A 15,326-nucleotide genomic window follows, 5' to 3' on the forward strand; every position below is an offset into this window, starting at 1 on the left:
TTCGCTCGCTAGCGGCGTGATTTTTAAGAAATTTTTAGACGGCGCGACGGGCAAGAACTTCCCGAGCGATCTAAAAGCGGACGCGCAGGCGCAGACAAATATCAAAAACTCAGTCGCGACCTTTAGCGTAAGCGCAAACTCCGATCTGGCGCAGCTTCAGAGCTTAAACGGCACCTACGAGCTTAAAAACAAAGCGCTTAAAGCAAACTACGCGCTGCTGATCCCGAGCCTGCAGCGACTGGAGTTTTTCTTAAATCGCAGACTAAACGGCAAAATTGCTGCGACGGGCGAGCTTTCGCATGACGGCAAGAGCCTGTTTGCGACCATAAATTCCAAGGTTGCGGGCGGTGAGCTAAACGGACAGATCGCGGGCGATGAAGCGAACTTTAAAATCCAAAATTTCATCGTCAAAGAGCTTACGACGCTTCTAAATATCGATCACGTCTACGACGGCACGGGCAACGCAAATCTTACGTATAATACGAGCTCGCACAGCGGAAAATTCGACGCGATCATCAACAACGGCCGCCTTCCTAGCGGCGGATTGATCGATAAAATCGGCAAAATTTTAGGTCGCGATCTAGGCAGCGAGGTCTATAACGACGCCAAAGTAAACGGCACGATCAAGCAAAATTTAATCAATTTCAACGCCGATATGAGCGCGCAAAAAAGCAAGCTAAACGTCACCGGTGGCACGCTGGATAGCAAAACGGGTGCGATTTCGGTGCCGGTTAAAGCAAATATCGAAAAGACCGATCTTGAAATAAACATCACCGGCACGATCAAAGAGCCGAAATACAATATCCAATCGGACTATCTAAAGGGCAAGCTCGACAAGCAGATCGGAAAGGGTATCGACAAGCTTTTCGGCGTGAAAAAGGACGATAATAGCAGCAAAAACGACGCGAAAAAGGAGAAATCGGACGCGATTAAGGGGCTGATAAATGGGCTATTTTAGCCCATCCGCCCCCATTTGACGTTTGGAATTTATGGATGCTGCTAAACGAGCGCGAAATTTAAAATTTTAAAATTTTGAAACCTCGAGCAGTTTAAATTTTAAAATTTAGAGCTAGCTGGCGCAGCTAGAGCCGCAAAATTTCAAAACTCGGCGTACGCTATTTATCAAAATTTTAAATCTCGTTTCGGTCTGTTTTTGATGACGATTTAAATTTATCGCCGTAAACTTATCCTGCTTGCGCTGCTATCTGCGATAAAATTTTATGCGCCGAGCCTAGCGTCTTTTAAAGTGCTTCGTATCGATACTGCGTGCCGTGTTTTCTTGCTGCCGCTAAAATTTCGCGGCGCAATGTTTATTGCAGCAGACGCCATGCTAGATAAAATTTGCCCGCCACTATCATAAGAAAAATGAGCGTCAAAATTCCAACTACCGTAGCCGTAAATTTATCATCCATCGTAGCGTATTTGTCATATCTGAATTTCATCAGATACTCGCGCTGCGGCGGATCGATGCTTGCATTGTAATCCAAAAATAAAACTTGATATGCCGTGCCGCGACCCAGAAACGGAAACGGACGGCTTTGATACCAAGCTTTAACTCGCTTGCCTTCCAGCCATTCGTATGCGATTAGCGAGATAGAAGGCTTAATATTTACGCCTTGCCACTCGTCCGCTCCTGAGCGCTTAAAATTAGCTTCAACAATTGCCGCATTGAGCAAAATTTTATTTTTATAAAAGTAGGTTAAGTTATCCGTATCGCTATTTAAAAAGACTTTGATAAATTTGCGCTCGTCCGTAAAAATCTGCATATATTCGCGCCCATCATCGCTTCTGACATCCATGATTATTCCGTGTGCAATTTTCAGATCATCTAAGCTTTTAGGATTCAAGCTAAAAAGAAATCCGTACCACATCGCCGCCAAATAAAATGCGATCATAAATAGATCGAACTTACGATCTAAGTTATGCCAAATTTCGCCGAGCTTCATCGATCATTACATTGTAAGTTTCGCTGCAAGATACGGAATTTCACGGCTTTTATGATCGCGAGCTATGCTGCATCGCAAGCGCCTCCATCGCCCCGACGGGCAGAAATAGCACTACGCCCACGATTACCACCGGTATAGCCACGATGATGCCTAGCGTATCCAATAGGGCGTTGCCCTCGCAGCGTTCAGGTCTAACCTCGATGTTTGCCGGGATCGGGGAGCGCAGCCTATCGCTTGGCTTCATTATTTCGCTAAGATTTTTGATCTGCACTACTCGCGCATCAAAGTTAAAAATAACCTCGATCTCGCCTTTTTTCTCATCGATTTCGATGCGATCTGCCAGGGCTTTGATTTTGGCGACGTCTGCTCCTGCGGCAGAGTTTAAAAAAGCACTGAAGCTACCGCGCGCCTCGCCGTTTTTAGCATCGGTTACTTCGATCTGTACAAACTCGCGCTTAAGCCCTTTGGCGTATCCGCCATCGTAAAATTCCGAGATATTCTTAAGCGACGAGCCGTTCGTTAGGACATAGCTGAGTTTCTCGCCTACGATGTATTCCTTGCCATCGTTTATGAAAAATGCCATGATCTTTTCGGGCGTTTCGTTCGCCCCAGGCACTACGTTTTGTTTGCACTGGCATCCCACAAGCAGGACAGCTAGTAAAACCGCGATAAATTTTTTCATAATGATCCTTTAAAATTTTAAATTAGCGTATGAATTCCAAAGCCAAAGCTCTATCTCAAAAAATTTCAGCGGCGAAATTTTACGTCGATACAATTTAGCCGTAGCCGAAATTTAGCCTCAAACGCAGACTACTTCAGTGTCGCTTTGACCGCCTCGCTCAGCCGCTTGCCGTCCACTCTTGAGCCGAACGCTTCCTTGGCGGCTTTCATCACGCGCCCCATATCCTTTGCGCCGCTCGCACCGAGCTGCGCGATTAGCGAGCCAACCGCAGCGGCAAGCTCGGCATCGCTTAGCTGCGCTGGCAGATAGGACGCGATGATCTCGATCTCACCCTGCTCTTTTTGCACCAGATCGTCGCGACCGCCCGCGCGATACTGCTGTACGGAGTCGTTTCGGCGCTTGATCTCGCTTTGAAGTATGCTAAAGACGCGCTCGTCGCTAAGGCTGATGCGCTCGTCCACCTCGACCTGCTTAAGCGCGGCGTTAAGCATCCGCAGGCTGTCTCTGCGGAAGTGATCGCCGCTCTTCATCGCCGTTTTAATGTCTTCTAAAATTTGCTCTCGCACACCCATTTTCCACTCCTTGAGATTGAAATTTCGGCGGTAATTGTAGCAAATTTAAAATTTGGCTCGGGTAAATTTAAGAGGATGAAATTTTAAAATTTTAAAGATTTAGAGTGATTTGCGGCTAAATTTAAAACTAGCCGCGGGTATCGTCTGCGGCAAAGACTCGCGCGTAGCTCCCATTTGCAGAAAAAAGGCTCGCGCGAAGTGCGTTAAATTTAAAAAGCCTCGCAAGAACATAAAATTCCTGCGAGGCAAAGCGAGTAATTAAAGCTCGCGAAAGCTCTATTTAACGCGTGAGAATATCATTCGCACGATTTGAAGCAAGAAGCACACGCTTCCAACCAAAAAGATCGTATCGCCGATAATGCGCGCCCAGCGGAGCCCGTAGAGGCTATCTTTTTGCAAAAATTCCGCGCTTCTTGCATACCACATACCAACGTCGATCGCCGCAAACGCCTGCAAAATTCCAACCGGAAGAAGCGAAATCAGCACCATTAGAAGCAGACCCGCATTTAGCGCCCAAAAGCCGATCTTCATCAGCGTATCGTCGAAGCTTTTGTCTTTGTAAATATACAGCGCCACGAGCCACACGAAGCCGAGCGCCAAAAAGCCGTATACGCCAAATAGCGCCGTATGTGCGTGCACCGCGGTGGTGTTTAAGCCCTGGATGTAAAACAGCGCAAGCGGCGGGTTGATTAAAAAGCCGAAAACGCCCGCGCCCAGCATATTCCAAAACGCCACGGCAATGAAGCAGTAAAGCGGCCATTTTAGACGCTTGGCCCAATCCTGCGCGAATTGAAGCTTGTAGTAATGAAACGCCTCCGAACCCAAAAGCACCAAAGGCACGACCTCAAGCGCCGAAAAGCTCGCACCCACAGCCATTATCGGCGTAGTGGTGCCCGCAAAATAGAGGTGGTGGAAGGTGCCAGGAATTCCACCGATTAGGAAAATCGATGCGCTAGCAATCGAGGTGTAGGTGGCAAATTTCTTGCTTACTAAGCCCAAGGACGCGAATACGAACGCCAAAGACGCCGTTGCGAAAACCTCAAAAAATCCCTCGACCCAAAGGTGCACAACCCACCAGCGCCAGTACTCCATTACCGGGATCGGCGAGCGCTGTCCGTAAAATAGACCCGCGCCGTAAAAAAGCCCCACGGCGATAACCGAAGCGGTAAAGATCGCTAATAAATTCTTATCGCCCTCGGCTCTAAAGCCCGCGATAAAGCCGCGAAGCACGAGTACCATCCAGATCACAAGACCCACGAACAGTATCAGCTGCCAAATTCTACCGAGGTCTAAATACTCGTATCCTTGATGTCCGATCCAGAAACTGCTGCTTGGATCCATCTTACCCGCAATCGCCATGTATTCGCCCGCGAAGCTGCCGACGACCAAGAAAAGAAGCGCGTAGAAAAGCACGTCCACGCCGAGCTTTTGAAATTTCGGATCCTTGCCGCCGTTGATGATCGGAGCTAGAAACAATCCCGCCGCCAAAAAGCCCGTAGCGATCCAGAAAATGGACGCCTGCACGTGCCAGGTGCGAGCTAGCGAGTAAGGGATATATTGCGAAATATCAAGCCCGAAAAAGGACTGACCCTCGATCGTATAGTGCGCAACAAAGCCGCCGATGAAGGCCTGAAATGCAAACAATGCAACCGCTACGAAAAGATATTTGCCAAGCGCCTTTTGCGACGGCGTAAGCGCCAAAGCGGCGATCGGATCTGCGCTAAGCTTCGCAGGAGCCTCGAAATCCTCGTCCTTTTTGCCGTAGAAATTTCCAAACCACACTAGCAGGCCGATGCCGGTAAGCAAAATAACGAGGCTTGCGATCGTCCAAACGACGTTTTCCGTGGTAGGGACATTGTCTATTAGCGGCTCGTGCGGCCAGTTATTGGTATAGGTCGCCTCTCCGCCCGGACGATCCGTAGAAACCGCCCACGCAGTCCAAAAGATGAAATCCACGAGCTCGGCGCGGTGTTGCTCGTTTGCGAGCGTATTTTCCTTCATCGCGTAATCCTCGCGAAGCTTTTTAAAGCGCGGATCGTTTCCGAAAACGCCCATGTACTCGTCTTTTACGACAGCCATAGCCTTTAAGCGATCATCGCTTAGCTTAACGGTGCCCTCTTTTACGGTGTTAGTGCGGTACTCGGCCTTTGTAAGCGCCTTAATTTGCGCCTTTTGTTCATCGCTCAAAGCGTCAAATTTCGCTCCGAAGCGCTCCTGCGCCTTGATATCCATAAACGCAACCAGCTCCTTATGCAGCCAATCCGCGCTCCAATCGGGCGCCTGATACGCGCCGTGACCCCAAATCGAGCCCACCTGCATACCGCCGATGCTCTGCCAGGCCTCCTGTCCGCGGTAAATGCGCTCGGTGCTGATTAGCTCAGCTCCGCTAGCATCGGTAAATTTTACCACCGGCGGAGACTGCCTATACACCTCGCCGCCGTAAAAACCCAAGAAACTAAAGCCCACGATGAGCACCACTACGAGCGCCATCCAGAGCTTTTTATATTCTCTCATTCCCACTCCTTTAACTGAAATTAGGAGAGAATTCTACCCATTTAAATTTCTATAAGCATTGAGGCTCGTCAATAAAAAGATAAAATTTATCTGCTTAAGCTGGAATTTATTAAAGTATACTGGAATAAGGTATTTTAGAAAATTTTATATAAAATTTATATCTACAAATCTATCCCTGATTTCAATATTATCAAGATTTAGATTTAGTTTGTCTTTTAAATACTTTTTCAAATTTACTCGTTCATACTCACTTAACATAGTTAGCGGAATGGCAAAATAATTACTATGAGTACTATCTAATAAAATTAGAACATTTAAATTTATGCCATCTATTCTTCTTAAAAATTTTAAGTACACCGAAACAAAGAAGATTTATCGGATGCAGAGCGTACGATAAAATTAGCAAGAGAAATTTTTTAAACCTAGTTATATTGGCATTGTATTTGCAAGCGTCTTCAATCACGAGTCCAGAAAATTTATAAATAGCGATTTTATCAAAATTAGAAGTCTTTACACTTTTATGTATCGAATATACGTCGTTATAATTTTTGCATAAAGAATTATATTCTATTCTATCGGAATAGAAATTTAAAAATTTATGTTTATTAATAAATAAAATTCCTACCAAAAAAGTAACAGCTCCTAAAAATTGATATGCCCAAGCGCTTCCTCTGCAGAAAAATAGAAATATAACTAAAAATACAGCTAATATTAAATAGCATTCTGTGCTGATTTTAGTCCAATAATCTTTGATCATAAAAAGAGGCATTTCAGATTTATAACTTTGAAATTCCATACGATAATACTCCAAATTTTTAATTCAATACACCGCTCTTTTCATTGACTTTGCTCTGCATCTTTCACTCCTTTTAAATAGAAATATATTTTGTAAATAAATTCGAATGTAGACATTAATATTACGGAACCCGAAAGAGAAAAACCGGATTGAAAGAAAATGATATATCCAAAAATTGAAAATCTACTTTGAAATTCCGGCATAAAATGGCTTGTTCTTATGCTTATACCGCTGCTTGCAAAATATCCGGTATAATAAACCTCAAACATAAAAATACCAAGACCAAACATAAACGGAAGCAACAAAAACGGGCAATCGTTTTCACACTTCTTTTTTGAAAGCAATATAAAATCATCATCATATCTGCAAAAGTAAATATAATAAACCAATGAATATAAGCTAGAAACCGCAAAAATAATAATCCCGTATATCCACATAATACTAACGTAAAATTCAGAAAGTTGGGTGTATGGGCTAATACTACCGATAATTTCGATATTTGGAAAATAGCTTTTCATAAAATTTACGAAATTTAAGCACACAGGAGAAATATCTAAAATATTTTTAGGAATTATAAAGGCGCTAAGAGAATATAAAAAATATATAAAACATAATTTCGTAAAAAATTTGCCGAATTTTACACGAGTATTTTCTATTCTTATCTTTTTACTTTCAAAATCTAAATCCTGCAATCTTGACCCCTAAATAAAATGATTACGCATTTTAGCGCCTACAACCTTATACAAACTATAAAATTAGCATATTTATAGTTTGTGTAATAAACGCAATCTATGCAAGGGCTTCCGAAAGTGAATTAAATTTGGATTTGCTCTAAATTTAAAACGATCCGTCGCTGCTACTTTCGCGAGGTTTAGGAAGTGGCGAAATTTTAGTGTAATACTCGTCTTTGCCGTTGTATTGGCGACTGAAAACGCCGTCCGGGACGGTGAAGTTGCGCTTGGTTTGCGGATATTCTTTTAAATAGGCATCTAAAAATTTTGCAAACACCGGTGCTGCGGTGCGACCGCCGCCTTCGACCTTTCGCATAGGTTTATAATCGTCGTTGCCATACCAGATTATGATCTGCAAATCCGGCGTAAAGCCGCAAAACCATGCATCTATGCTATCATTTGAGGTGCCTGTTTTGCCAGCTATGTCGATGCCCTGTACGCGCGCGCGAGTGCCGGTGCCGCGCTGCACGATATTTTTTAGCAGCGTAGTCATCAGATACGCCTGTTCAGGGCGCAGCACGCGACGGCGCTCAGGCTCTATAAAGCGAGTTTTGCCGTCCTTATCGGTAATCGAAACGATAAATTTTGATTTTGCAGTAATCCCAAGCCCCGGGAACATCGAATACATCGTGGAGTATTCAAGCGGCGAAATTCCGTAGCTGCCGATAGCCACCGACAGGGCAGGCGGGACGTTTTTAAAGCCGAACTCGCCCAGCTTTTTTACCGCGCGATCAACGCCGATAGATTGCATCAGATTGATCGAGGCAAGGTTGCGCGAGCGAGTTAAAGCTTCTTTGATCGTGATGTAGCCGCTGTAAGTCTTGTCATAATTTTTCGGCTTCCACGTTTTATCGCTGCCGTCGTCGAATTCTCTAGCTATATCGGGAACTTCGGTCATCGTCGAGTAGCCCATATCAAGGGCGATTTGATAGACGAAAGGCTTAAAACTAGAGCCGGTTTGGCGCTGGGATTGGCTGGCGCGATTGAAATTTGATTTCGCGTAATCCACGCCGCCTACTAAGGCTAAAATTTCGCCGTTTTGCGGACGCGTGACGACCATAGCGCCGTTTACGTTGCTTGCATTGGCGTCTTTGTTGCGCTTTAAAATTTCATTGTAGCCGAAAACTAATGCCTCTTGTGCCATCGCCTGCGCCTTTAGATCAAGGCTCGTATCTATGCGGTATCCGCCCGTGCGGACGTCCGGTAGAATTTTTTCCGCTTCTTTTATTATCTCATCTACGGCATACGGCGCTACGTTTTGCGTGAGCGTTTCGTTGTAGATCGTAGGCTGCTCGTTCATCGCAAGCTCATATTCGGTCTTATTTATCCAGCCGAGCTCATGCATCCTATAAATCACGTTATTGGCGCGCGAAAGCGACAAATCCAGGTGCTTAGTAGGATCGAAGCTGCTAGGAGCTTTCGGCAAGCCCACTAAAATCGCAATCTCTTTAAGGCTTAAATCTTGCAAATCCTTTTTGAAATATCCCAAGGCCGCCGTGCGGATGCCGTAATATCCGTGCCCGAAATACACTTCGTTGAAGTAACGCTCTAGAATTTGTTCCTTGCTTAGAGCGTTTTCTATCTTAAGCGATAGGATCGCTTCTTTGATCTTGCGATCAAGCTTCTTTTCGCTCGAAAGAACTAAATTTCGCGTGATCTGCTGCGTAATCGTGGAAGCCCCTTCGACGAATTTCATCGCTTTGACATCCTTAATAATCGCCCTAAAAATCGCCTCGACATTCACGCCGCCGTGTTCGAAAAACGCCGTATCCTCGATAGCTACGAGCGCCTCGATCACGCGGCCTGGAATCTCGTCGAATTTTACGTAAATTCTATTTTGTTCATTAAAAACATTGGCTATCAAATTGCCGTTGCGGTCATAAATTTTAGTCGTAAGCTCGGGATGATAATCGATGATCGAGTCCGATTCCAAGCGGATTTGCGAGTAAAAATACAAAAAAATCCCGCCTGCGGCAAACGCACAAACCGTAATAAAACTAAATAAAACTCTTACCATACAAACCTCTTTAAAATTTCCAGATCAAGCCCCATCGCCGTGAATTTTGACCCACGCGAGCTTTTGATATATTTTTCGTTAAAGCCTTCGATACTCATCGCACCCGCCTTGCCGCGCCAATCACCGCTAGCGATATAGCTTTTTAAATCCGCTTCATTAAATTCCGCAAATTCAAAGCTTGCGACGCTAAGTGCCGAAAGCTCTAGCGCCTTACTGCAAAAAATCATCGCAGTATAAACGGCGCAGCTAGCACCGCTTTGAGCTCGCAGCATCCTTAACGCGTCCGCTTCATCCCGCGCCTTGCCTAAAATTTCGCCACTAGCAAGCACAGAGCTATCGGCAAACAGCACTCTATCATAATTTTTATAAATTTTAAAAAACTGCGTTTTCTTGGCCAAGACAACGCGGTAAGCATAGGTACGTGCATCGTCCTTACTAATGCCGCTTTCGTCGAAATTAAAAGGAATTTGCGTAAATTCTACGCCGTTATCCTTTAGAATTTGCGCTCTAGTAGGCGAGCTGGAAGCTAAATAGATCATCAAAACTCGCCCACCGTCACGCCTAGATAAACGCAAATCAGCGTGACTACGATATTTAGCGGGATGAAATATTTAACGACGATGATTAAATGCTCATTCGCCTCAAGCTCATCGCCCGCATCCAAAGCTCGCTTCAAAGATAAAATTTTATAATGCATGTAGATAAAATTTAGTAGTATAAAGCCGGCGCCAGCCCACAGCGTGGCAATCGCGCCTTTTACCATAGGATCTGAAAATTTAAAACCTCCGCCGTCCGCAAGAAAAAATCCACTTACGCAAACGATCACCAAAAATAGTGCAAAGAACTGCTCATAGCGTTTCATATATCGCAAAATTTCTGTAAATTTTACATCCTTCGCATCCGCTTGGTTTTTACTGCTTAAATTCATAAAAATCCGCGCGATCAAAAATACGCAGATCTGCGCGCAGACCAAAAAAATCACGCTTAAAATGTGAATCAGCGGCAAAATTTGCGAGGCTTTGATGAAGCTCGAATCGATCTCGTTCAAATTTTACCTTTTGCGTAAGAGATCGCCTCTTTGATCGCTTCTTCGATTTTTAGCACGTCCCTGCCGCCTGCGGTCGCAAAATCGTCGCGCCCGCCGCCGCCGCCGCCTAAAATTTGCGCTGCTAGCTTAACCCACTCGCCAGCTTTGATCGGCGCGTTTTTAACGCCCGCCGCGATTGAAATTTTGCCGTCGGTGCCTACTTGCATCAGCATTATCGCCGCCTTTTCGTGGCTATTTTTAAACTCATCTATCATAGTTTTTATATCACCGCTTTCGACTGAGGCTACGCAAAGTTTAGTATCACCGACATTTAGAAAAGCCAGTGCATGAGAACTGCTTGCATGCTTGATCTGATCTTTTAGCGATCTGATCTCATCTTTTAATTTCTCAATCGCGCGGAGAGGCTCAATCCCTTTTAGCTCCGCAGAAATTTCAGCAAGCTTAGCGCGATTTTGAAGTGCCAAATTTAAAGCAGCGCGCGAACAAACTGCCTCGATACGCCTAACACCCGCACTTACGCCGCTTTCTTTGACGATAAAAAACGGTCCTATCTCGCTTAAATTACGCACGTGAATTCCGCCGCAAAGCTCCTTACTAATCTCTCCGAAGCTCACAACGCGCACTTTTGAGCCGTATTTTTCGCCAAAAAGCGCGATTGCACCGCTGTTTTTAGCGTCATCTATATCCATAATCTCAGTTTTTGCCGCACAGCCCTTGCAAACGGCATTATTTACAAATTCCTCAATTTTAGCTAGCTCCTCGTCGCTAAGTGCTTTAGGATGCGAGAAGTCAAATCTTAAGCGGTCCGCTTCGACTAAGCTTCCTGCTTGAGCTATATGAGCCCCTAGTACCGCACGAAGCGCCGCGTGCAAAAGATGCGTCGCGCTGTGATGACGTGCAATCTGCTCACGCTCCTCAGAAACCTTGAGCCCGACGATATCGCCAATTTTTAGGTTACGATTAAGGCGCAAGTGGGATAAATTTAGCCCATAAAATTTCTGCGTATCAAACACATCGGCTATGGACTCCACTTCGCCGCTATCGCCCGTTTGACCGCCGCTTTGTGCATAAAACGGAGTGATATCAAACATCGCCCAGCCGATATCACCGGCTTTGAGCTCATCCACTTCCGCAAAATCCTCGTTAAGTAGCGCTAAAACCTTGCTCGTGCGGCTAAGCTCTTCGTAACCGCTAAATTTATTCTCGCCGAATTTCTCTAGCAGCGCCTTAAAATCGCCACGGACGTTTTTATCGCCACTGCCCTTCCATGCGGCTTTAGCTATCTGCCTTTGCTCGCTCATAAGCGCGTCAAATTTAGCCTCATCCACGCGCAAATTTTTCTCGCGCAGCATATCGGCGGTCAGATCGAGCGGAAAGCCGTAGGTATCATATAACTTAAACGCGACCTCGCCGCTAAAAATTTCTTTAGTGCGTGCAAGCTCCTCGTTAAAAAGCTCGATGCCGTTTGCCAAAGTGGCGAAAAACCGCTCCTCTTCGAGTTTGATCTGCTCCTTTACGGCTTGCTTTTTCTCATTCAGATAGGCATAGTGCCCGCCCATCAGCTCGCATACTTTATCCACGAGGCGATACATAAAGGGCTCTTTTATACCGAGCAGATAGCCGTGGCGAACGGCACGGCGCAGAATTCTACGCAAAACATATCCCCTACCCTCGCGATTAAAATTTGTTCCCTGGGCTAGCAAAAACGTAACCGAGCGAATATGATCGGCGATGACGCGATAGCTCGCGCCGCTTTCATAAACGTAAGGTTTGCCGCAAAGCTTTGCAACCTCATCAATTAGCGGCATAAAAAGCGAGCTGTCGTAGTTGCTAAACTTGCCTTCTTTAATCGCCGTGACGCGCTCAAGGCCCATGCCCGTGTCGATGCTAGGCTTTGGAAGCGGGCTAAGCTTGCCGTCTTTGCTGCGCTCGTACTGCATGAAAACTAAATTCCAAATCTCTAAAAAGCGGTCGCCGTCGCCGCCCATATAATCCTCGGATGAGTGAAAATGCTCCTCACCCTGATCGTAAAAAATTTCGCTGCACGGCCCGCACGGCCCGGTATCGCCCATCGCCCAAAAATTATCGTGATCGCCGAAGCGGTAGATGCGCTCCTGCGCTATGTGCTGCGCCCAGAACCCAAACGCTTCGTCGTCTTTCTCGTGCACGGTGACGTAAAGTTTGTCTTTGGGAAGCTTTAAAATTTCGGTTACGAACTCCCACGCATAGGCGATCGCCTGCTCTTTGAAATACTCGCCGAAGCTGAAATTTCCAAGCATCTCAAAAAATGTATGATGGCGCGCAGTGTAGCCGACGTTGTCTAGGTCGTTGTGCTTGCCACCGGCGCGGATGCAGGTCTGACAGCTCGTGCGGATAGGCGGCGTCGGACGCGGTACGGCTCCTGTGAATATGCTTTTAAAGGGCACCATCCCCGCGTTTGTAAACAGCAAGCTATCATCATCTGGCACCAACGGCGCGCTGGGGATGATCTGATGGCCCTTGCTTGCAAAGAAATTTAAATATTCGCTTCTAATATCCATGATTTGTCCTATTTCAAGTTAAATTTTAAAGGCGCATTTTAGCTAAATTAGATTTTAAAAATTATAAATTTTAACCATTCTTAGTTATAATGGCGCGAAAGATTAAATTTAGGGCATGGCGATGAAAAAAAAGATAGCGATCATAGGCATGGGCGAGCTTGGTCAAAAGCACTTCAGCGAGCTAAGAAGGAGCGATTATTTCGAGCTTGTAGCGCTTTATCATAAGGGCAGCAGTGAAAATTTCGGCCCGCGCTATCCGGTCTTTGATAATCTAACCGATCTTTTTAACGTCGCTAAGCCCGATGCCGTAGTCATCACGGCTCCCCCGCCATCGCATAAAGAGCTGATTTTAAAATGCCTGCCGTTTACCAAAAATATCTTTGTAGAATCTCCGCTCGCACAAAGCCTAGCCGAAGCCAGAGAGATAAACTACGCAGTCACTACTAACGGCACGCGCCTAGCCGTAGGCTACTCCGACCGCTACAATCCAGTAATCGTATCCTTGCTACGCGAGCTAGCCAAGGGGGATAAAATTTTTTCGATGAGCTTCGTAAGCGGTTTTGCAAACGATGATAGAGCAGATATCGTAGCCAATGCCCTTTTTAGAGATATCGATCTTGTGCGGCTGCTTTCTCACAGCGAGATCGCCTGCATAGAACTTAGCAAAAATATCTCTAAAGAGCGCACTCTAGCCGCATGCGCGACGCTTCACACAAAAAGCGGCTGCTATTGCACGCTAATGCAGTCCAATCTCTATCCGATCAGGCGCCACGGTATCGAGATTTGCACCGACAGCGGTGTGTATTTCGGCGATCTAATCTCAATAACTCTTTTTAAAATTACCCCCGAAGGCCGCGTAAATTTACGCGTCGATCGCGACGATTTTTCGTTGCGCCGCGAACACGAGGCATTTTGCACGATGTGCGATAGCAGCGCCGACTCTGGACTTGCAAGCGTAGAGGACGCTATAAAAATACGAGAAATCATCTCATGAAAAAAGCCCTAATTTTACTCAACATGGGCGGCCCGAATAATCTGGGCGAGGTTGAAGTTTTTTTAAAAAATATGTTTAACGACCCCTTTATTTTGGGCGTTAAGAGCGATTTTTGGCGTAGCGTTTTAGCCGCGCTCATCGTAAAAAGCAGAACCGCATCGGCGCGCAGCAACTACGAAAAATTGGGCGGGCGCTCGCCGATATGCTCCATCACCGAAGCGCTTTGCGAGCGGGTAAATTTACTCGCGCGAGCAAAATATGGCGCGGAATTAAAATTTGAAAATGCAGATAGTGCACAAAATTTAAAATTTCAGAGCGCAGCTAAATTTCAAAATGAGATAGAATTCCAAGGCGCTGCAAATGAGCCGCCGCAGGATGAAAAACCGATAGACGAGCTGGTTTGCGATTATGCGATGAATTACACGCCGCCCTTTGCGGAGGACGTGCTTAAAAAATACGCGGATTTTGACGAGATAATTTTGATGCCTTTGTATCCGCACTTCTCGAAAACTACGGTGCAATCGAGCCTGTGCTCTGCCGAAGCGGCACTTAAGCGGCTCGGGATAAAAAATTATAAGATAGTTGATATTTTCTACGATAGCGCCGCTTACAACGAAATTTTATTAAATTTAATCGCAGAGTGCGTCTCGAAATTTAGCGCGGATGAAATTTCGCAAATTTCGCTCATATTTTCCGCGCATTCGCTGCCTGTAAAAATGATCGCCGCGGGCGACCCCTACGAGGCGCAGGTAGAGGCGCACGTGGAGATTTTACAAGATCTGCTCGCTGCGCGCGGGATTAAATTTAAAGAGATCATCTTGGCGTATCAATCGCGCCTGGGCCCCGTGAAGTGGCTGGAGCCCAATATCGCGGACGTTTTGCGGGATCTGCAGAGCAAAAAAGCGCTCATATTTCCGATCGCGTTTTGCGTGGATAACTCCGAGACCGATTTTGAGCTGGATATTTTTTATAGGGCCCAGGCGCGCGAGCTAGGTTACAAATACTACGAAGTGTGCAAATGCCCGAACTCCCGCGAGGATTTTGCGAAATTTATACTCGCGCAAGCGCTGTAAATTTAGAGATTAAAATTTAATCTTTTAGTTTGGATTTTTTATATTCTATATGAAGCTTGAAAGTAAATATAAAAGCTATTAAAACTAAAATTATACCAGCTATAACGCTAGTTTTTCTTCCTTTGTAGAGATAGCTCATGTTTGTCGTATCTTTAAATAAAACCAAACCATCATCGCAGCGGCTCAGCTTATTCAATACAAAATCAGACATATTCATGATTATACATCGATTAAATACATATTCTTTAAAAAATATATCACAAATATATGTTCCTTCTGAAATTTTTACATCTACAAAGCGTCTAGTGATGATTTTATTATTATTTTGGATTAACACTACACAATTGGCTTTCGTACGATAATGTCCTTTGTGCCTTTTAAGTTCTTTTATAGTACCGGAAAATACGAATGGA

The 15,326-nt window shown here is 45.4% G+C and carries 12 protein-coding genes and 1 pseudogene; 3 read left to right on the top strand and 10 right to left on the bottom strand.

Annotated elements, in window-relative coordinates; translation table 11 throughout:
• Positions 1-958 (top strand): annotated as a pseudogene (locus Q0256_RS09065) (hypothetical protein); the annotation flags it as partial.
• Between the two features lie 352 nt (positions 959-1,310).
• Here the strand turns inward: Q0256_RS09065 and Q0256_RS09070 are convergent.
• The 9 genes from Q0256_RS09070 to alaS form a co-directional block, all read right to left on the bottom strand.
• Positions 1,311-1,799, bottom strand: a complete 489-nt coding sequence (locus Q0256_RS09070) for a hypothetical protein (protein WP_297962360.1) — start codon at positions 1,797-1,799, stop codon at positions 1,311-1,313.
• Between the two features lie 196 nt (positions 1,800-1,995).
• Positions 1,996-2,628 (bottom strand): hypothetical protein, encoded by a 633-nt coding sequence (locus tag Q0256_RS09075; RefSeq protein ID WP_297962361.1) that lies wholly within the window; start codon positions 2,626-2,628, stop codon positions 1,996-1,998.
• A gap of 128 nt (positions 2,629-2,756) precedes the next feature.
• A complete protein-coding gene (locus Q0256_RS09080; protein ID WP_297962363.1) occupies positions 2,757-3,200 on the bottom strand; it encodes a GatB/YqeY domain-containing protein in 444 nt (147 codons plus the stop codon).
• A 276-nt stretch (positions 3,201-3,476) separates the two neighbouring features.
• On the bottom strand, positions 3,477-5,714 hold the full coding sequence (locus Q0256_RS09085; protein ID WP_297962365.1) for a nitric-oxide reductase large subunit: 2,238 nt from the start codon (positions 5,712-5,714) through the stop codon (positions 3,477-3,479).
• Positions 5,715-6,551: 837 nt separating this feature from the next.
• Complete coding sequence (locus tag Q0256_RS09090) at positions 6,552-7,202, bottom strand: hypothetical protein (RefSeq protein ID WP_297962367.1); 651 nt, start codon at positions 7,200-7,202, stop codon at positions 6,552-6,554.
• Positions 7,203-7,347: 145 nt separating this feature from the next.
• Positions 7,348-9,258, bottom strand: coding sequence for a transglycosylase domain-containing protein (locus tag Q0256_RS09095; RefSeq protein WP_297962369.1), 1,911 nt, complete (start codon positions 9,256-9,258; stop codon positions 7,348-7,350).
• Positions 9,252-9,797, bottom strand: coding sequence for a septum formation inhibitor Maf (maf, locus tag Q0256_RS09100; RefSeq protein WP_297962371.1), 546 nt, complete (start codon positions 9,795-9,797; stop codon positions 9,252-9,254). Before maf ends, Q0256_RS09095 begins: the two co-directional genes overlap by 7 nt.
• Positions 9,797-10,306: a hypothetical protein gene (locus Q0256_RS09105; protein ID WP_297962373.1), complete on the bottom strand. Its 510-nt coding sequence runs from the start codon at positions 10,304-10,306 to the stop codon at positions 9,797-9,799. The genes maf and Q0256_RS09105 overlap by 1 nt, the downstream gene beginning before the upstream one ends.
• On the bottom strand, positions 10,303-12,846 hold the full coding sequence (gene alaS, locus Q0256_RS09110; RefSeq protein WP_297962375.1) for an alanine--tRNA ligase: 2,544 nt from the start codon (positions 12,844-12,846) through the stop codon (positions 10,303-10,305). Before alaS ends, Q0256_RS09105 begins: the two co-directional genes overlap by 4 nt.
• A gap of 121 nt (positions 12,847-12,967) precedes the next feature.
• On the opposite strand from alaS, the gene Q0256_RS09115 reads away from it, so the two are divergent.
• Positions 12,968-13,840, top strand: coding sequence for a Gfo/Idh/MocA family oxidoreductase (locus Q0256_RS09115; RefSeq protein ID WP_297962377.1), 873 nt, complete (start codon positions 12,968-12,970; stop codon positions 13,838-13,840).
• Positions 13,837-14,913: a ferrochelatase gene (hemH, locus tag Q0256_RS09120; RefSeq protein ID WP_297962379.1), complete on the top strand. Its 1,077-nt coding sequence runs from the start codon at positions 13,837-13,839 to the stop codon at positions 14,911-14,913. The genes Q0256_RS09115 and hemH overlap by 4 nt, the downstream gene beginning before the upstream one ends.
• A 16-nt stretch (positions 14,914-14,929) precedes the next feature.
• On the opposite strand, the gene Q0256_RS09125 is transcribed toward hemH, so the two are convergent.
• The coding region (locus Q0256_RS09125) for a hypothetical protein (protein ID WP_297962381.1) at positions 14,930-15,326 on the bottom strand (397 nt) is incomplete at its 5' end.

Origin of the sequence: uncultured Campylobacter sp. (genome assembly GCF_937949835.1) — a bacterium.
Taxonomy (GTDB): domain Bacteria; phylum Campylobacterota; class Campylobacteria; order Campylobacterales; family Campylobacteraceae; genus Campylobacter_B.